The sequence below is a fragment of the Collinsella sp. i05-0019-G5 genome (assembly GCF_042851345.1).
Taxonomy (GTDB): domain Bacteria; phylum Actinomycetota; class Coriobacteriia; order Coriobacteriales; family Coriobacteriaceae; genus Collinsella.
Genome location: NZ_AP031421.1, coordinates 864825 through 881389, shown reverse-complemented (window position 1 = coordinate 881389; position 16565 = coordinate 864825). Strand labels below are relative to the sequence as shown.

At 58.9% G+C, this 16565-nt stretch carries 19 protein-coding genes; 9 read left to right on the top strand and 10 right to left on the bottom strand.

What is annotated here, in order from left to right; all coding sequences use genetic code 11:
* Window positions 1-26: 26 nt before the first annotated feature.
* Entirely contained in the window at window positions 27-410 is a 384-nt protein-coding gene (locus ACGHIZ_RS03935; protein ID WP_390449290.1) for a heavy-metal-associated domain-containing protein, read from the bottom strand.
* A 175-nt stretch (window positions 411-585) separates the two neighbouring features.
* Between ACGHIZ_RS03935 and ACGHIZ_RS03930 the strand changes: the two genes are divergently transcribed.
* Together ACGHIZ_RS03930 and ACGHIZ_RS03925 are read left to right on the top strand one after the other, a co-directional pair.
* Entirely contained in the window at window positions 586-1290 is a 705-nt protein-coding gene (locus tag ACGHIZ_RS03930) for a DUF3793 family protein (protein WP_118226543.1), read from the top strand.
* Between the two features lie 46 nt (window positions 1291-1336).
* Window positions 1337-1756, top strand: coding sequence for a flavodoxin (locus tag ACGHIZ_RS03925; RefSeq protein WP_118226545.1), 420 nt, complete (start codon window positions 1337-1339; stop codon window positions 1754-1756).
* Window positions 1757-1872: 116 nt separating this feature from the next.
* On the opposite strand, the gene ACGHIZ_RS03920 is transcribed toward ACGHIZ_RS03925, so the two are convergent.
* From ACGHIZ_RS03920 to ACGHIZ_RS03895, 6 genes are all read right to left on the bottom strand, one after another.
* Window positions 1873-2625, bottom strand: a complete 753-nt coding sequence (locus tag ACGHIZ_RS03920; protein WP_055251428.1) for an amino acid ABC transporter ATP-binding protein — start codon at window positions 2623-2625, stop codon at window positions 1873-1875.
* Window positions 2626-2637: 12 nt separating this feature from the next.
* Window positions 2638-3999, bottom strand: a complete 1362-nt coding sequence (locus ACGHIZ_RS03915) for an ABC transporter permease subunit (protein WP_390449285.1) — start codon at window positions 3997-3999, stop codon at window positions 2638-2640.
* A gap of 117 nt (window positions 4000-4116) precedes the next feature.
* Window positions 4117-4977 carry an ABC transporter substrate-binding protein gene (locus tag ACGHIZ_RS03910; protein ID WP_195239157.1) on the bottom strand — a complete coding sequence of 287 codons (861 nt, stop codon included), beginning with the start codon at window positions 4975-4977 and terminating at the stop codon, window positions 4117-4119.
* Window positions 4978-5124: 147 nt separating this feature from the next.
* Window positions 5125-5991, bottom strand: a complete 867-nt coding sequence (locus tag ACGHIZ_RS03905) for a deoxyribonuclease IV (RefSeq protein WP_117848784.1) — start codon at window positions 5989-5991, stop codon at window positions 5125-5127.
* 172 nt (window positions 5992-6163) lie between these two features.
* Window positions 6164-7183, bottom strand: a complete 1020-nt coding sequence (locus tag ACGHIZ_RS03900; RefSeq protein ID WP_390449281.1) for a Gfo/Idh/MocA family protein — start codon at window positions 7181-7183, stop codon at window positions 6164-6166.
* Window positions 7184-7273: 90 nt separating this feature from the next.
* On the bottom strand, window positions 7274-8464 hold the full coding sequence (locus tag ACGHIZ_RS03895) for an aldo/keto reductase (protein ID WP_117800398.1): 1191 nt from the start codon (window positions 8462-8464) through the stop codon (window positions 7274-7276).
* Window positions 8465-8626: 162 nt separating this feature from the next.
* Between ACGHIZ_RS03895 and ACGHIZ_RS03890 the strand changes: the two genes are divergently transcribed.
* Together ACGHIZ_RS03890 and ACGHIZ_RS03885 are read left to right on the top strand one after the other, a co-directional pair.
* On the top strand, window positions 8627-8821 hold the full coding sequence (locus tag ACGHIZ_RS03890; RefSeq protein WP_390449278.1) for a hypothetical protein: 195 nt from the start codon (window positions 8627-8629) through the stop codon (window positions 8819-8821).
* A 122-nt stretch (window positions 8822-8943) separates the two neighbouring features.
* The gene (locus ACGHIZ_RS03885) at window positions 8944-9858 is read left to right on the top strand and encodes a ketopantoate reductase family protein (protein ID WP_390449275.1); all 915 of its coding nucleotides are present in this window, start codon (window positions 8944-8946) and stop codon (window positions 9856-9858) included.
* 91 nt (window positions 9859-9949) lie between these two features.
* On the opposite strand, the gene ACGHIZ_RS03880 is transcribed toward ACGHIZ_RS03885, so the two are convergent.
* The 3 genes from ACGHIZ_RS03880 to ACGHIZ_RS03870 form a co-directional block, all read right to left on the bottom strand.
* Complete coding sequence (locus tag ACGHIZ_RS03880) at window positions 9950-10168, bottom strand: hypothetical protein (protein ID WP_117640812.1); 219 nt, start codon at window positions 10166-10168, stop codon at window positions 9950-9952.
* Between the two features lie 186 nt (window positions 10169-10354).
* On the bottom strand, window positions 10355-11131 hold the full coding sequence (locus ACGHIZ_RS03875; RefSeq protein ID WP_390449272.1) for a hypothetical protein: 777 nt from the start codon (window positions 11129-11131) through the stop codon (window positions 10355-10357).
* Window positions 11132-11443: 312 nt separating this feature from the next.
* Window positions 11444-12754 (bottom strand): O-acetylhomoserine aminocarboxypropyltransferase/cysteine synthase family protein, encoded by a 1311-nt coding sequence (locus ACGHIZ_RS03870; protein ID WP_390449269.1) that lies wholly within the window; start codon window positions 12752-12754, stop codon window positions 11444-11446.
* Between the two features lie 273 nt (window positions 12755-13027).
* On the opposite strand from ACGHIZ_RS03870, the gene ACGHIZ_RS03865 reads away from it, so the two are divergent.
* The 5 genes from ACGHIZ_RS03865 (at window position 13028) to ACGHIZ_RS03845 (ending at window position 16550) form a co-directional block, all read left to right on the top strand.
* On the top strand, window positions 13028-13930 hold the full coding sequence (locus ACGHIZ_RS03865; RefSeq protein WP_117640815.1) for a LysR family transcriptional regulator: 903 nt from the start codon (window positions 13028-13030) through the stop codon (window positions 13928-13930).
* Between the two features lie 99 nt (window positions 13931-14029).
* Window positions 14030-14515: a ribonuclease HI gene (gene rnhA, locus ACGHIZ_RS03860; protein ID WP_390449266.1), complete on the top strand. Its 486-nt coding sequence runs from the start codon at window positions 14030-14032 to the stop codon at window positions 14513-14515.
* 73 nt (window positions 14516-14588) lie between these two features.
* The gene (locus ACGHIZ_RS03855; protein ID WP_195624790.1) at window positions 14589-15695 is read left to right on the top strand and encodes a Gfo/Idh/MocA family protein; all 1107 of its coding nucleotides are present in this window, start codon (window positions 14589-14591) and stop codon (window positions 15693-15695) included.
* Window positions 15696-15697: 2 nt separating this feature from the next.
* Window positions 15698-16108 (top strand): acylphosphatase, encoded by a 411-nt coding sequence (locus ACGHIZ_RS03850; RefSeq protein ID WP_390449263.1) that lies wholly within the window; start codon window positions 15698-15700, stop codon window positions 16106-16108.
* Between the two features lie 61 nt (window positions 16109-16169).
* Window positions 16170-16550: a Fur family transcriptional regulator gene (locus tag ACGHIZ_RS03845; RefSeq protein WP_195232123.1), complete on the top strand. Its 381-nt coding sequence runs from the start codon at window positions 16170-16172 to the stop codon at window positions 16548-16550.
* The last annotated feature ends 15 nt before the right edge of the window (window positions 16551-16565 follow it).

Genomic DNA, 16565 nt, shown 5'->3' with positions numbered 1-16565 from the left:
CCAAGGAAGCGCATCCAGGGCGGCGCTTACAGCGTCATGACGTAGTAGCCCGCGTCTTTCACGGCCGTCTCGAGAACACCACGATCAACCGGCTGTTTAGAGCGCACACGTGCCGTGTGATCCGCATACGTCACCGTTGCCCACACGCCGTCCAGCGCATTGAGGGCATTGGCCACGTTCTGAGCGCAGCCGTCACAGCTCATGCCGCCGATGAGCAGCTCATCGCTATAGGGGTAGTGGGACAGATCGGTATCCGCAACCACTACCTTCTTGGCCTTCTTACCGCTCGCGCCATCGCTGCAACAACTCTTCCCGTGTGTCGAAGCGGCAATGCGACGCAGTCCAAAAAACATGCCGACGGCAATGACGGCCAGCACGATGAGATTCGCAGGGTTGAGCAAGTCACTCATGCGTTCCCCTTTCAAGTAGCCCTATCTAGATACCCCCATGGGGTGTCCCCATCTTAACCCAAAACCATGTCCGTTCGATCAATTAGTTTCCCTTTTCTTACTTTTTAGTTGACCTAGGCTTACTTTCGTGTATAAGTTTTCCTAGGTTAACAAGTGAGGACTCGAAAGGAGCGACGTGACTCGGACCATTGATATCCCGACGTTTCAGGCGGCACTCGTGCGCAACTGCTCCCCCACGCTCGCGGGCATCAAGCCCGCTTCGCTCTTTACCTATCCCGGCGTCTACGCCCGTCAAGATGGCTCGAGCGCAACCGCGGCAATCGAAGATCGTCGAACGCGTCTGCTCAACGTTATCGCTCAGTGCAATCACGAGCTCGATCCGCTCGGCATCCACTTGAGCGTTTTGGTCTGGCGACCTTGTGGGGCGCTCGTCTACGCATACTGCCCCGCGGACCTCATGCACTACCTATCCGACCCCCGAGCCGCAAGCGCGCTCGCCGCCGAAGGCTACGATATCCGCGACCTGCTCTCATCCCTCGTGCATCTCGCCGCGCGTATCACGCAGGCCAGCAGCAATGCCGCAGAAAGCGCTTATGGCGACAGCCTTTGCGCACTCGCCCAAGATAGGCCTTGCGATAAGGGTTGCACCTGCGAGTTCCCCCACGAAATTGGCTACTTTTTGGGCTATCCCTACGAAGACGTGCATCAGTTTATCGTCCAGCATGGCGAAAACTACAAGGTCTTTGGCGCCTGGAAGGTCTACACGAATGTCGAGCAGGCGCTCACGACCTTCGACTCCTATCGCGCCTGCACGCAATACCTCACCTATGTCTATCAGCAGGGCTACAGCCTGGCACAACTTGCCCAGGCAACCCGATAGAACGTATAAACCGCGGCCGCGTGCCGCACAACCGAAAGGACTCAACATGAGCAAGATTGCCGTCGTCTATTGGAGCGGTACGGGTAACACCGAAGCCATGGCCAACTTCGTCGCCGAGGGCGCGACGTCAGCCGGAGCCGAGGCAGAGGCTATCTCCTGCGCCGACTTCTCCGCCGACAAGGCCGCCGAATATGATGCCTTCGCCTTCGGCTGCCCCGCCATGGGCTCCGAGGAGCTTGAGTATGACGAGTTTCAGCCTATGTGGGATGAGGTCAAGGAGACCCTCGGCGACAAGAAGGTCGTCCTCTTTGGCTCCTATTCGTGGGCCGAGGGCGAGTGGATGGACAACTGGAAGGCCGACGCCGACGAGGCCGGCGTCAACGTCGTGGACTCCGTCATTTGCTACGATGCGCCCGACGATGAGGGCGAGGCGGCCTGCAAGGCCCTCGGAGCCGAGCTGGCCTAGCAGCGCCACGCGCCTCATCGAATCGGGCCCATCTCAAAACACGACTGCACCCTACAAAAGCGGAGGCTGGAATCAATCCAGCCCCCGCTTTCCGTAAGGATAGCTTTGCAAAGCAGCTACGAGATATTGCCCAAGAACGCCTTGGTGCGCTCGCTCTTGGGGTGGTCGAAGACCTCGCTCGGCGTACCCTCTTCCACAATGACGCCGCCGTCCATAAAGACGACGCGGTCGGCGACATCGCGGGCAAAGCCCATCTCGTGCGTCACGACGATCATGGTCATGCCGTCGCGCGCCAAGTCGCGCATGACGCCCAGGACGTCGCGCACGAGCTCGGGGTCGAGCGCGGACGTGGCCTCATCAAAAAGCATCACGTGCGGGTTCATCGACAGGGCGCGGGCGATGGCCACGCGCTGTTGCTGGCCGCCCGAAAGCTGGCTCGGCATAAAGTCGATACGCTCGGCCAAGCCCACCTTGGTCAGCTCCTCGACGGCAATCTTCTCGGCCTCTTCCTTGCTGCGCTTGAGTACCTTTTGCTGCGCGAGCATGACGTTCTTTTTGACTGACAGATGCGGGAACAAATTGAACTGCTGGAACACCATGCCCAAATGCGTACGTACCTTGTTAAGGTCGACGCCCTTGGCGCACACGTCCACGCCCTCAACGACGATCGAGCCGCTCGTGGGATGCTCCAGACGATTGATGCAGCGAAGCATCGTCGACTTGCCCGAGCCCGAAGGACCCAGGACTACGACGACCTCGCCCTTGTGCACATCCAGATCGATATCGCGCAGGACCACGTTATCGCCAAAGGCCTTCTGGAGGTTCTTGATGCTGACGACGACCTCGTTCGAGTTATTGGTTTCGCTCATGATAGGACCTCCTTACAGACCGGCGATGTGATCGGCGGGCGTCGCGACGACCTGTCCGGCGCTCTTGGCGGGACGCTTCTTCTTGGTTTCGGCCGTCCCCAGAAGCCTCGCCTCAAGACCACTCACCAAGCGCGCAAGCGGCAGCGTAATGACCAGGTAGAACAGGGCGGCAACCACATACGGCGTGATGGAGCCCGTCGTGGCCACGATGGTGCGGGCGTTCATGACGATCTCGACCACGCCCACGGCGGCGAGCAGCGACGTATCCTTGTAGAGCAGGATAAACTCGCTGGTCAGCGTAGGCAGGACATTGCGGAACGTCTGCGGGATCATCACGTAGAGCAGCGTCTGGAAGGCATTCATGCCCAGCGAGCGGGCAGCCTCGTTTTGACCCTTGGGGATCGACTGAATACCGGCACGGAAGATCTCGCACAGGTACGCAGACGAGTTCATGGCCATGACGATAACGCCCAAGACATAGTCGTCCACCTTGACGCCGGCCAACGGCAGACCGAAGAACGCGATATAGATCTGCAGGAACGCCGGCGTACCGCGAATGATATTCACGTAGATGCCGGCGAGGCAACGCAGGATGCGCGACTTGGAGATGCGCATGAGCGACAGGGCAAAACCGAAGGGAATTGCCAGCGGAAACGCCACAAGCACGATCGAAAGCGACATAAGGAAGCCCTTAAAGACGATCGGCAGGCTCTGGACCAAAATGACCGGGTTCAAGAACAGGCGCAGGAACATATTGGAGTTCCAGGCCTCGACCCACGGCTGCTCCTTAAGATCGGCCAGGAAGTTATCGAAGGCCGTCACGCCCTTGATCTCGACGGAAGGAATTTTTGAAATCTTCTTGGTCGAACCGTCGGCGAGCGTATAGGTGCCGCTAAAGGCCTCATCGCCGCCCTCAACGGGAAACGTCACGCCGTAAACCTCGACACGGAAAAAGCCGCCGGCAGGCGTCGTCTCGCCAAAGTCGATCTTGAGCGTCTGACCATCAGCCGTGCACGTGGGTTTCATGGGCGTACGATCCATGAGGTCCTCGCCCGAGAGCATCGTCAATCGCGTGTCATCGGTACCAAATGTCGTGCCGTCGACAAACGTCAAAGAAAGACCGCTCAGCTCCTCGTCGGCATCGGCCTGAACTTCCCAGGTAATGCGCGTCTCGGTGCCGCCGACCACATCGCTGCCCGAACCGGTGTTGGGTCGGGCGGTAATCTTTGCGGTCTCAAGCGCCTGGGCGGTCGCGGGCGCATATGCCCCCGCGCACACCAGCGCGAGCGCCACGGCCATGACGCAGACTAGCTTTTGGAGCAAGGCGGGCAGTGGAAAACGCTGCTCCGCGGCCCCTTTGTTCAGTCGAGACAAGGTGGCTCCTATCGTAGAAGTTGCCGGCAAAACGAGACGGAAACGCTCTCCGTCAAGAGAAGCGCAAAGGCCCTCTCCGCAAAACGGAAAGGGCCCGCGCGCAATCAAGTAGTTATTTTACTTGATGTTGTACTTAGCCATGAGGGCGTCGACGGTACCGTCGTCGGTCAGGTCCTTGATGGCCTGGTTGATGTCATCCTTGAGCTTGGTGTTGCCCTGGTTGATGGCAATGGCGTACTCCTCGCCGGTGCTAATCTGCTTGATGGTCTGGCAGGTGTTGAACTGCTCGGCGGTCAGCTGGCTGGCAACGGAGCGGTTGGTGACTACAGCGTCGCCCTTATCGGACTGCAGAGCGCTAAAGCACTCGGTAGCGTCCTTGTAGGGGACAATCTTGGCCTTGGGGAAGTTCTCCTGGGCAAAGGCCTCGGCGGTCGAGCCAGACTGGACGATGATGGTAGCGTCAGCGTTGTTGAGCTTCTCGCTGTAGTTGTCGGCCGTGATGTCGGTGTTATCGACCTTGGTCACAATAGCCTGATCGTCCATGTAGTAGGAATCAGAGAAAGTGACTTCCTTCTCACGCTCGGGCGTGTCGGTGATAGCCGCAATGGAAACGTCATACTTGGCGCCCGAAGCGACACCCGGAACCAGCGTGTCAAAGTCATTGTTGATATACTCGACATCCAGGCCCAGCTTGTCGCCGATGGCCTTGATGAGCTCAAGGTCAAAGCCCTGATAATCGCCGTTGTCATCCTTGTACTCAAACGGAGCGTACTCGGCAGAGGTGCCGACGGTCAGCGTACCATCCTTGACGAGCGCGTACTCCTTGGAGCCGTCGACCTTCTCGACCTTAGCGTCGTCAGAGCTGCTGGAACCGGCATCAGAACCAGAGGTGGCGTTGGACGAGCCGCAGCCCGTCAGTGCGAGGGCGAGCGCCATGGCACCCGTGGCGGCAAATGCGCCAAGCTTCTTGAGCTTCATAATCAGTCTCCTTCCGGTGACCTCGTTTGATTCAGAGGCCTGCAAAAACTGTTGGCTATTATGCACCTGGAATTACGAATCTGCAATGAGAAAACTGATTGAAACAAACCCATAACGTGAATGGAATACTCTACTTTGTGACAGTCATTACTGCTGCAATGACCTTAATAATCTAATTTCAGCTGCATAACCTGCAAGTTCGTTCGGAGTCTCCAAAATAAACGGCAGCGAACACAAACGGCCATTCGATACAATATTCTGCATAACCTGCATACCGCCACCAAATTCCTCGCTGCCAAGGTATCCCTTGCCGATGCACTCGTGACGATCTTTATGGGCGCCACAAGGGTTCTTCGAATCGTTGATGTGTACGGCATGCAAGCGATCGATACCCACCACGCGGTCGAACTCGTCGAGTACGCCGTCCAGATCATGGATGATGTCGTAGCCGGCATCGCTCACATGGCAGGTGTCCAAACAAACGCCCAGCTTATCGGACAGCTCTGGGCACTTGGCGGCAACGCCCTCGATAATGCACGCCAGTTCTTCAAAGCTACGGCCCACCTCGGTGCCCTTGCCTGCCATGGTCTCAAGCAATACCGTCGTCTGCTGTCCCTCAAACATCACCTGGCACAGCGTGTCGACAATCATCTGAATGCCGACGTCTGCCCCCTGTCCCACATGCGCACCGGGATGAAAATTGTAGTAGTTGCCGGGCAGCGCTTCCATGCGCTGCAGATCCTCGGCCATGGCCTCCAGGGCAAACTCGCGCGCCCGCTCCTTAGCGGAGCAGGGGTTATAGGTATACGGGGCATGAGCCACGAGCGGGCCAAAGTCGTTTTGCTCCATAAGCTCGCGCAGGGCGGCCACGTCATCCATGTCAAGGTCTTTCGCCTTGCCGCCGCGCGGGTTGCGCGTAAAGAATGCAAAGGTATTGGCGCCAATTGACAACGCCGTCTCCCCCATCGCCCGATAGCCCTTCGTCGTGGATAGATGACACCCGATCGTCAGCATCCCCAGCTCCCCCTCATCAGTTGCGGTGAAATAGTTCCTGTCGATGCCTTATTCTGCCGCAAACAGGAACTATTCCACCGCAAGTTATAAAAGGGGCATCAGAGATGCGGGGCACCGAGCACTACGGCTACGGGCGCCGGCGTCATGATCCCTCACGCGTCAGCGCCAGGTCCTAGAGGGCTAGACGGATTGCATCGATAATGCGCGCGCAGCGCTGTGTGGCGGCAAGGGGCATGACGGGACTCTCGAGTTTCCCCGCCCGGATGAGCTGGGTCGCATGCTGGATTTCGCCGTAGAAATCATCGACCTCAAACGGGGCATTTACTTCGAGCATTCGTCCGTCGGAGTACCTCACATGGGCGAGCTCGGGGCGATGGAGGCGCTCGATTTCCAACGAGCCCCGCTCGCAGGCAATCATTAAGCGGCTTTCATATGCTGCTTTGCCGTCACACGCCATATGAATGGGTATACCGCCGACACTCATATGGATCTCATCGGCCCAATCCACGCGGCCGCCCGATACGTCACGCCAGCGAACTTCACGAGACGAAACATCGCACGCGCCCGCAAGCAGATCCTCAAACCACCCGACTGCATAGCAGCCCATGTCATATAGACAGCCACCCTGCAACGGATCGAGTAGATAACTCGAAGGGGACTCACCATAATCGAGTTTTTGCATGCTTTCGATCGAAACGATACGGCCGAGCTCGCCCGACGCAAGCAAGCCCTTCACGCGAGTACGCATCGGACAAAACCGATTTTTCATCGCCTCCATAAACGGCACACCGCACTCACGGGAAACGGAGGCGATCGCATGGGCCTCTTCTTCATTCAAAACGGCCGGCTTTTCGCACAGTACGGCCTTTCCCGCGCGCAGTGCCCGACAGACCCAATGCGCATGCATGCCATGCGGAAGAGCCAAGTAGATTGCGTCGACATCGGGGTCGGCAATCAGCGCATCATAAGCCGCATCGCCGTTATCGTCGACCGAGGCATGGCCATGCGCAACATCAATCGAAAACGCTCGGCAAAATTCCTCGACATGTGCAGGAGTGCGGGCGGCCGCAGCCACCAGCCGTGCCCCGTCGACCTTCTTGAGCGACGATGCAAATCGATGCGAAATGTGTCCAGCGCCCAAAACGCCCCAACGAACCTCACGCAAATCATCACATGAATCCCGATGGCCCACGACAGCCCCCTTCAGTTGCGGTGAAATAGTTCCTGTCGATGCCTTATTCTGCCGCAAGCAGGAACTATTCCACCGCAAGTTATAAAAGGGTCACGAGGAGCGCGTTTTGCCGAAGGCCTTAAGCACCGCCGTCACGGGGCCAGGCTGAAAACGGCGGCGTACGTCGTCCAAGCGCCCGGGGATATCGATATGCTGCGGGCAATGCCGCGCGCATTTGCCGCACTTGACGCAATTGCTCACCAGCTTGGGCTCGTTCGTCCGCACCGCGCTCGCCGTAAAGTATTGAGACAGCCCCGTAAACCAGCTGTGCGCATAGCTTGCGTTGTAGGCAGCAAAACACCCAGGGATATTGATGCCTTTAGGACACGGCATGCAATAGCCGCATCCCGTGCAGGGCACGCGATTCGATTTTTCAAACTCCCTCAGCACGCGTGCGATGGCATCGAGCTGAGCAGCCGTCATCGAATCCGGCAGGGCCCGATCGGCCAACGCCGCGTTCTCATCCACTTGCGCGGTATCGGTCATACCCGAAAGCAGCATCGTCACCTGAGGATGGTTCCACACCCACGAAAGCCCCCAGGCGGCCGGAGTGCGCAAATGCGGGTCACGGGCGCCATCGAGCACAGCGCGTGCCCGCGGCGGCAGTTTGCCCGCTAGACGACCGCCCAGCAGTGGCTCCATCACAAACACCGCAAGACCGCGCTCCGCAGCCGCCATGAGTCCTGCCGTTCCCGCTTGGTAACGCTCGCCGGCATAGTTGTACTGGATCTGGCAAAAATCCCAGTCATATGCGTCAAGCACCGTCAGGAAATCCGCCGCGCTGCCGTGATACGAAAAACCAATCTGGCGAATGCGCCCCGCCGCCTTTTGACGCGCGATCCAGTCCTCGATGCCCAACGCCACCACACGTTCCCACTGGGCGGGCGAGGTAATGTTGTGCATGAGGTAATAGTCGATATGGTCGGTCCGCAGGCGGCACAGTTGCTCGTCGAAGAACCGGTCGAAATCCTCCGCGCATTTGCACGAAGCATGCGGCAGCTTGGTCGCGAGCAAAACCTGGTCGCGTAGGCCTAGGCGCTCAAGCGAAGCGCCCACGCAAGCCTCGTTGCCGGGATAGAGATAGGCCGTGTCCAGGTAGTTAATCCCCTGCTCCACCGCACGGGAGATGATGGCGTCGGCTGTCTTCGCATCCGGGCGTCCCGGCGCACCGGGAAACCTCATGCAGCCCAGCCCCAACGCCGAGATACGGTTACTGCTTTTGGGGTCAACGCGATATTGCACGGCCCCTCCTCCCCCATCGAAGCCCTGATAAGGCGAAACAAACCTGTCACGTCATCGAAGCCCATCGGAATCGCAATCGAGAACGTATCGTAACGCAGCAGAAATCAGGCCGTCACGGCACCGCTTTAACATCAGCAAAAAGCCCGATGAAAGGAGGCGAGCGTGGCCACGCGTGAGGACGCCTACCCCTATCCCGGCGAGCAATACATCCTCTCGGTCGACCGCTACCAGATCGAGGTCATGAACCATCTGGACGAGCTTTCCGCCACAGGCGCAGGCATCATCTGCACCTTCCCCAAGGTGCGCGATGGCGTTGGATATCCTGTGCGCGTTTTTGCGGTCTGTCCCGCGGCATAAGCGCACAGTGCAATAGTTCTTTTTCGTAACAGCAGTCCCGCGCATCCACCAATCACCCTGGCAGCATACAATCCATCAGGCGCCCCTTACGCGGGCGCCTTTTATATGGGGAGATGATTCACATGCAGATCAACAAGGTCGCCTTTATCGGCAAGGGCGGCGTCGGCCTGCTCTACGGTAGCATGATTGCCACGGCCCTCGGCAATGACGCCGTCGAATACGTTATGGATGACGCCCGTTTCGAGCGTCACGCAGGCGACGCCCTTACGGTCAACGGCGAGCCCTGCGCACTCAAGTCCGTGCGCGTCAGTGAGGCAACGCCCGCCGATCTTGTCATTCTCACGGTCAAGACGACAGGACTCAACCAAGCACTCAAGACTATGGAGCGCGTCGTGGGGCCCAACACGCTCATCGCCTCGCTGTGCAACGGCATTACGAGCGAGCAGAAGATTGCCGAGCGCTTTGGCTGGAAGCATACCGTTCTTGGTATTTGCCAGGGCATGGATGCCGTGTTCCTCGACGGCGCGCTCACCTTTACCAATGCGGGCGAGATTCGCTTTGGCGCGGCAGCAGGCACCGAGCCCGCAACCGTCACCGCCATCGACGAGCTCTACACACGCTGCGGCATCGCCCATACCGCCGAGAGCGACATTGCGCACCGCATGTGGGCCAAACTCATGCTCAACGATGGTATCAACCAGACGTGCATGGCCTACGGCGGAACGTATGGAAGCGCCACAGAGGCCGGCTCCGAGCAGCGCCGCTGCTTTGTCTCCGCCATGCGAGAGACACTTGCGGTCGCCAATGCCGAGGGCATTGAGCTGACCGAGGCAGACCTGACGCAGATGGTGCACCTCATCGAGGGAATCGACCCCACCGGTATGCCCTCGATGGCGCAGGACCGCATCGCACAACGAAAGACCGAAGTCGAGGAGTTCGCGGGCACCATTTGCCGCCTGGCCGCCAAACAAGATATCCAAGTGCCGCAAAACGATTGGCTCTACCAGAGGATTCGCGAAATAGAAAGCAGCTGGTAGCCTCGGCCGCATCGCGACGTGCGCAATACAAGCAGACAGGCCTTCGCGAGGATTCCGTCATTCGCGAAGGCCTGTTGCATTTAGCTCGAGGCTAAAACTGAGGCTTATTTTGCGATTCCGGAACCTCGTCCTCGTCATCGCGGCAAAGTAGCACGCCGGCGCTTCCCAGCAACGCCGCTGCAATCAAGGCGCCCACAATCACAGGAGCGGCGCCCGTAGCGGACTGCAAGCCGGCAGTTAACGCCGCCGTCGGACCAAGGCATCCGATCAAAAGGGCAACGACGGCAATAGCGACATCTCGAGCGTTCATGGAACCACTTCCTCCACGAGAAAGACTTTGTTTCTCGTGACTTAGTGTGCCCCGCGCCCATATGCGCGGCGTACTGCCACGGTAAGCGCTCTGTTAACTCAAATGCATACATAGAACGGGCGCCCTTACGTTGCCCTAAAGCTCGGTAAAGACGCCCGTCCGCCAAATATTCGTGATACAGAAAAATTACCAGCCAGTGTAGTAGTCGGTGGTTCCGGCTGCGCAGCCGGAGTCATAGACCTTGCACTCGCCCTTGGAACCGGTAAACGTGGAGCCCTGAGCCTTATCGCCCGCGGCAACGACGTAGTAACCATCGGAATCGCGCCAAAAGCCCTCGGAATCCTGAGTCCACTCGCCCGTGCGGTGATGGTAGAGCACGTTGCTGCTGTAATAGGTCTCACGACGACCGTTATAGTTATTGACGCCGCTCGAGCGCGTCAGGCCCGAGCCGTTCGCGTAATACGCAGCAGACGCGTAAGACGAGCCGGAGCCGGCGTTGTAATACAAAGCCTGAACGGCCTCAGCGGCCTCGGCTTCGGCGGCCGCAGCCTCGAGCGCCTCACGCTTGGCATCCTCAAGCGTCGTGCGCAGCTCATCGAGCTCGGTCGATTTGGAGTCGACCTCCTCCATCGTCAAAAGACCGCCCGCACCATCGATACAACCTTGCAGTACAGCGCGCTCGTCATCGGTGGCATAGTCACCGTACATGTTCATGATGATCTGGGCGCGGACCTCCAGGGAATCGCGCTTGGCCCCCATAGAGGCATTCCACTCCTGCATGGAGCCAAAGCCGTCGCCGCGATAGTCGACGGGCTGCATCAGCGTCGCCTCGGACGGCGTGGATCCGACCGTGTCGGACAGTGTTGCCGCGTGGGCATCGGTTGCGCCGGCGCCCGCTAAAAGTGCCACGGTCAGAGCGGCGGAAAGGGCGGCGGCTTTCGGTTTTCGTGAATCAATCCTCATGTAGCTGGAAACCTCCGTAGTGCGTTTTTGCTGCGTTTGAGCTGCGCGTGATTCGATCGCGCTGCATAGTACTCCGAGCAAATCGCGACCTGCGGTTTTTCTCAAAAGGTGCACGTCATTTGCGTAAAACTCACATCCTCTCAACAGGAGTTTTCCACATCTCGATTGCATAAAGCATGTCAAAAACCCTGTAATAGCGCCCTTCCTATGCAAAAAAGGCGCCTGCGCAACCATTGCTTGCGCAGGCGCCTTGAGCAGGCATTTTATGCAGCTATACCTATCGAGTCGCAAGGGGTCCTTGCACAAGTCGCCCTACTCGTCCAGTGCGGCAAAGGCCTGCTTCAGGTCCCAAATGATATCCTCGGCGTTCTCGGTACCGATGGAAAGACGGATCGTGGAGGGCGTGATGTTCTGCTCGGCGAGCTCCTCGGCAGAGAGCTGGGAGTGCGTAGTCGTAGCCGGGTGCACGACGAGCGACTTGACGTCGGCCACGTTGGCGAGCAGCGAGAACACCTGCAAGTGGTCGATGAACTTCCATGCAGCCTCCTGGCCGCCCTTAATCTCGAAAGTGAAGATCGAGGCACCACCGTTGGGGAAATACTGCTTGTAGAGCTCATGGTCGGGGTGCTCAGGCAGGCTCGGGTGGTTCACCTTGGCGACGTGGCTGTCACAAGCCAGGAACTCAACGACCTTCTTGGTGTTCTCGACATGGCGGTCGACGCGCAGTGACAGGGTCTCGGTGCCCTGGAGCAGGATCCAGGCGTTAAACGGGCTAATGCAAGCGCCCTCGTCACGCAGCAGGATGGCGCGGACATAGGTCGCGAAGGCGGCAGGGCCGGCAGCCTCGGCAAACGAGACGCCATGGTAGGAGGGATTGGGCTCGGCGATCTGCGCATACTTGCCGCTCGCCTTCCAGTCAAAGTTGCCGCCATCGACAATCACGCCGCCCAGCGAGGTACCGTGACCGCCAATGAACTTGGTCGCGGAGTGGACGACGATATTGGCGCCATGCTCCAGCGGACGGAACAGATACGGGGTGCCGAAGGTGTTATCGACAACAACCGGCAGGCCATGCTTCTTGGCAATCTCGGAGATGGCGTCGATGTTGGGGATGTCGGAGTTGGGGTTGCCGAGCGTCTCGAGATAGATGACCGTGGTGTTGTCCTTGATGGCACCCTCGACCTCGTCCAGGTTGTGGGCGTCGACAAAGGTGGTCTCGACACCAAACTGGGAGAGCGTGTGCTCCAGCAGGTTGTAGGAGCCACCGTAGATGGTCTTCTGAGCCACCACGTGGTCACCGGCTTGGGCAAGAGCCTGCAGGGTATAGGTGATGGCAGCAGCACCGGAGGCGACGGCAAGACCTGCCACACCACCCTCGAGTGCGGCAATACGGTCCTCAAAGACGCCCTGGGTGGAGTTGGTCAGACGGCCGTAGATGTTACCGGCGTCGGCAAGACCAAAGCGGTCGGCGGCGTGCTGGGAGTTGCGGAACACATAGCTCGTGGTCTGGTAGATAGGCACGGCACGGGAGTCGGATGCAGGATCGGCGCTCTCCTGGCCAACGTGCAGCTGCAGGGTATCGAAACCAAAGGTATGCTCGGGGTTGTTGATAAACTGGCTCATGATGATCTCCTTGATCGAACAAAAGTAATAAGAGTAAGAGAAGTAAGTCGCTGTCTCCTGATCACGCCGACGGGCGCAAGCAGGAGCCCGGCATTCGTCTTGGTAAGCAATTCATATGCGGGCCTCCTTTCGCATCCCGGTTCCGTGGTCGGCTTAATTACCTACCGCCTTTGTGTGTTTTGAATAGTACGAGCATTGTTTCGCTCGGTCAATCACTTAAAAGCGCTAACATGTTATCGGTTTTTTAGATAGCTATCGAAAGGACGGGCGTCGATGACCCTCCAGCAGCTTCGTTTTCTGATTGCCGTGGCAGAGTCCGGCTCAATCAACGCCGCAGCTCAGCGCCTCTATACCGCTCAGTCCAACATCTCAAACGCCGTCAAAAGCCTCGAGCAGGAGCTCCATCTGGAAATCTTTACGCGCTCCAGCCGCGGCGTCACGCTCACCAACGACGGTACCGAGCTCTTAGGCTATGCGCGCCAAGTCGTGGAGCAGGCAGATATGCTCGAGGCCCGCTACGAGGACGGCGGCACACCCCAGGCGCGCCTTGCCATCTCGGCCCAGCACTACGCTTTTTCGGTCGAGGCCTTTGTCAACGTGGTCGAGCGCTGCCGCGACAGTAAGTTCGAGTTCATCATGCGCGAGACCACCACCTCGCAGATCATCGACGACGTCCGCGCATTTCGCAGCGATATCGGCATCCTCTATCTGGACGACTTTAATACCCGTGTCTTGCAGAAGGCCTTCGCCGATGCCCGCGCAAGCTTCCATCCCCTCTTCGACGCGACGGTCCACGTCTTCGTTAGCGAGCGCCACCCGCTCGCACGCCGCCCCCAGCTGTCCCTTGCCGACCTCACACCCTATACGCGCTACAGCTTTGAGCAGGGAACCTCAAACTCCTTCTATTACGCCGAGGAACCTTTTAGTTATATCCCCTGCGACCGCAACATACGAATCTCGGACCGCGGGACGCTCACTAACTTACTTATCACGTCGAACGGTTACACCCTATCGACCGGTGTCCTCTCCAATGAAATGCAATGGGGTATGGCATCGATCCCGCTAGCAGACGCCCCAACGATGCACGTAGGCTATATCATGCACGACGAGCGCAAGCCCTCTCCCCTCTTGCAACAATACCTCGACGAGCTCAACCGCATCATCCATGCCAACTAACTGTCGGAAGACGGGGTAGAAATCGTAGATAGCTAGCCCCCGGCGGGCATGGCGCTACAATGGTCACTCACATGAAACACACTCAACGAAAGGAAGCCCGTGAAGGTCATCATCTATACCGACGGCTCGGCCCGATCAAATCCGGGACGCGGCGGCTACGGCGCCGTGCTCAAATACACCAACCCCGCCGGCAAGACCTTTACCTCCGAGCTTTCGCGCGGCTACGCCAAGACCACCAACAACCGCATGGAGCTCATGGCCGTTATCGTGGCGCTCGAGGCACTCAACCGCCCCTGCGAGGTCGAAGTCCATTCCGATTCGCAGTACGTCGTCAACGCCTTTAACAAGCACTGGATCGACGGCTGGAAAAAGCACGGGTGGAAAACTGCCAACAAGCAGCCCGTCAAGAACCGCGACCTGTGGGAGCGTCTGCTTGCCGCAAAGAGCAAGCATAAGGTGGAGTTCATCTGGGTTAAGGGTCACGCCGGCCACGAGCTCAACGAGCGCTGCGATGAGCTCGCCACCACGGCGGCCGACGGCAGCGACCTCGATATCGACGCCGGCTTTAACGAGAGCGACCTGTAATAGCGTTTTCGCGCAGCTTTATATCTCCACGCGCTACACTCATCCTGTAGACCAAACAACGCAAGGGAGACGTATGCTGCGTATAGCGACCATCGGCACATCCATGATCACCGACGACTTTATCCAGGTCGTCAACGCCAACGACCAAGCCGCGTTTGTGGGCACGCTCTCGCGCGATGCCGAGCGCGGTACTGCCTTTACCGCCGAGCGCGGTGGCGAGCGAAACTTTACGTCACTCGATGAGCTTGCGGCAGCCGGCGACGTCGACGCCGTCTATATCGGCAGCCCTAACGCACTTCACTACGAGCAGGCCCTTGCCTGCATCGCCGGTGGCAAGCATGTCATCGTCGAAAAGCCCTTCTGCGCCACCGAAGCGCAGGCGCTCGAGGTCTTTCGCGCTGCCGAGACAGCAGGTGTCGTGGCCCTCGAGGCTATGCGTCCCCTCCACGATCCCGCCTTCCACGCCATCGAGGACGTCCTGGGCGAGATTGCCCCCATCCGCCGCGCCTCATTGCGCTTTGGCAAGTATTCCTCGCGCTACAACGAGATTCTCGCGGGACGTGCCACCAATATCTTCGACTGCAATATGGCATCGGGTTCCCTCATGGACATTGGCGTCTACACCGTCGAGCCCATGGTCGAGATCTTCGGCATGCCCTCCGGTCTCACCAGCATGACCACGCTGCTCGACCCCTCAACGCAAGAGCTCACCCATGGCCCCATCGACGGCTGCGGCTCCATTCTCGCCAGTTATGGCGGAGGGCGTATCTCCGTCGAGCTCGCGCACTCCAAAATTACGAATGACCTGCTGCCCTCGCAGATCGAAGGCGAGCGTGGCACTATCCAGATCGACCATCTGTCCACGCCCCGCAACGTCCGCATCGACTATCGCGGCGACGTCGTACGCGGCTCGGCGACCGAGGCACCGCGCGAACAGGGAGACAACGGCCGCGTGCTCGACCTGCCCAAATCGAGCAACACTATGGAATACGAACTCACAGACTTTATCACCGCCATCGGCGGCATCGATAACGTTAAGGAAGAGATTTGGGAGACCCCGGCGGGACGCCACGAGCTTGGCCACTACCGCGATGTCACGCTCGTCTCACTGCGCATCATGGATGCCGTGCGCCAGCAGGCCGGCATTACTTTCCCGGCCGACGCAGGCAAGCAGGCATAGCGATGGGCCTCTTCGATACGTTCTTCTCCAGCGTCACCGGCGGCAGTCGAGAGCCTCAAAAACCATCAAACGTCGAGCTCGAGCTGCGCCGCAGGCTTACCGTACTCGCAAGCGACGAGGCCACTCAAGACACTCCCCTGCGCTATTTCCTGCACTGGACGGGGCAAGTCCAAGGCGTTGGTTTTCGCTTTACCAACACCAACCTCGCGCAGGCACGCTCCCTCACCGGCTGGGTGCGTAACATGGAAGACGGCTCAGTCGAGATGGAGATACAGGGAGCTCCGGCAAACATCCTATCTCATCTCGAGGCGCTTCATGCCTCCTACGAGTGCATGGGAACGCGTTTTCGCCTCGTAGACGCCCAGGCCCGAGCCCCACTTGCCAATGAAGACGGTTTCAGTCCTCATTATTAGTATTGTGTGCTAAATACGGTATCATTTACCTACGACCGTTAATAGAAAAGAGGCGAGGCGCATGGCGGTGCAAAGAAGGAATACCAGGCAGCGAAAGCTGGTTCTTGACGCCGTGCGCCAAAGTTATAACCATCCCACCGCCGACGAAATCTACAACGCCGTGCGCGAACAGGATGACAAGATCAGCCGCGGCACGGTCTACCGCAACCTCAATCTCTTGGCAGATGCCGGAGAAATCCTCTCGATCAAGACGCCGGGCGGGAGTCGCTTTGATCGCACCATCGAGCCGCACGCACATATCATCTGCACCTCGTGCAGCCGCGTCATCGACGTGCCGCTCCCCTTCGATGCCCAGCTCGACGCCGAGGCGTCCAAGCAAATCGGTTGGCACGTCACGTCGCACTACACCATCTTCGAGGGTCTCTGCCCCGACTGCCGGTAGATGTTTGGGGCATGC

Coding starts and splice junctions, on each gene's coding strand:
- ACGHIZ_RS03910 (WP_195239157.1), bottom strand. CDS start 4,977: ATGAAGCTCAAGAAGCTTGGCGCATTTGCCGCCACGGGTGCCATGGCG.
- ACGHIZ_RS03905 (WP_117848784.1), bottom strand. CDS start 5,991: ATGCTGACGATCGGGTGTCATCTATCCACGACGAAGGGCTATCGGGCG.
- ACGHIZ_RS03850 (WP_390449263.1), top strand. CDS start 15,698: ATGGGCCTCTTCGATACGTTCTTCTCCAGCGTCACCGGCGGCAGTCGA.
- ACGHIZ_RS03875 (WP_390449272.1), bottom strand. CDS start 11,131: ATGAGGATTGATTCACGAAAACCGAAAGCCGCCGCCCTTTCCGCCGCT.
- ACGHIZ_RS03925 (WP_118226545.1), top strand. CDS start 1,337: ATGAGCAAGATTGCCGTCGTCTATTGGAGCGGTACGGGTAACACCGAA.
- ACGHIZ_RS03885 (WP_390449275.1), top strand. CDS start 8,944: ATGCAGATCAACAAGGTCGCCTTTATCGGCAAGGGCGGCGTCGGCCTG.
- ACGHIZ_RS03920 (WP_055251428.1), bottom strand. CDS start 2,625: ATGAGCGAAACCAATAACTCGAACGAGGTCGTCGTCAGCATCAAGAAC.
- ACGHIZ_RS03880 (WP_117640812.1), bottom strand. CDS start 10,168: ATGAACGCTCGAGATGTCGCTATTGCCGTCGTTGCCCTTTTGATCGGA.
- ACGHIZ_RS03855 (WP_195624790.1), top strand. CDS start 14,589: ATGCTGCGTATAGCGACCATCGGCACATCCATGATCACCGACGACTTT.
- ACGHIZ_RS03935 (WP_390449290.1), bottom strand. CDS start 410: ATGAGTGACTTGCTCAACCCTGCGAATCTCATCGTGCTGGCCGTCATT.
- ACGHIZ_RS03870 (WP_390449269.1), bottom strand. CDS start 12,754: ATGAGCCAGTTTATCAACAACCCCGAGCATACCTTTGGTTTCGATACC.
- ACGHIZ_RS03865 (WP_117640815.1), top strand. CDS start 13,028: ATGACCCTCCAGCAGCTTCGTTTTCTGATTGCCGTGGCAGAGTCCGGC.
- ACGHIZ_RS03845 (WP_195232123.1), top strand. CDS start 16,170: ATGGCGGTGCAAAGAAGGAATACCAGGCAGCGAAAGCTGGTTCTTGAC.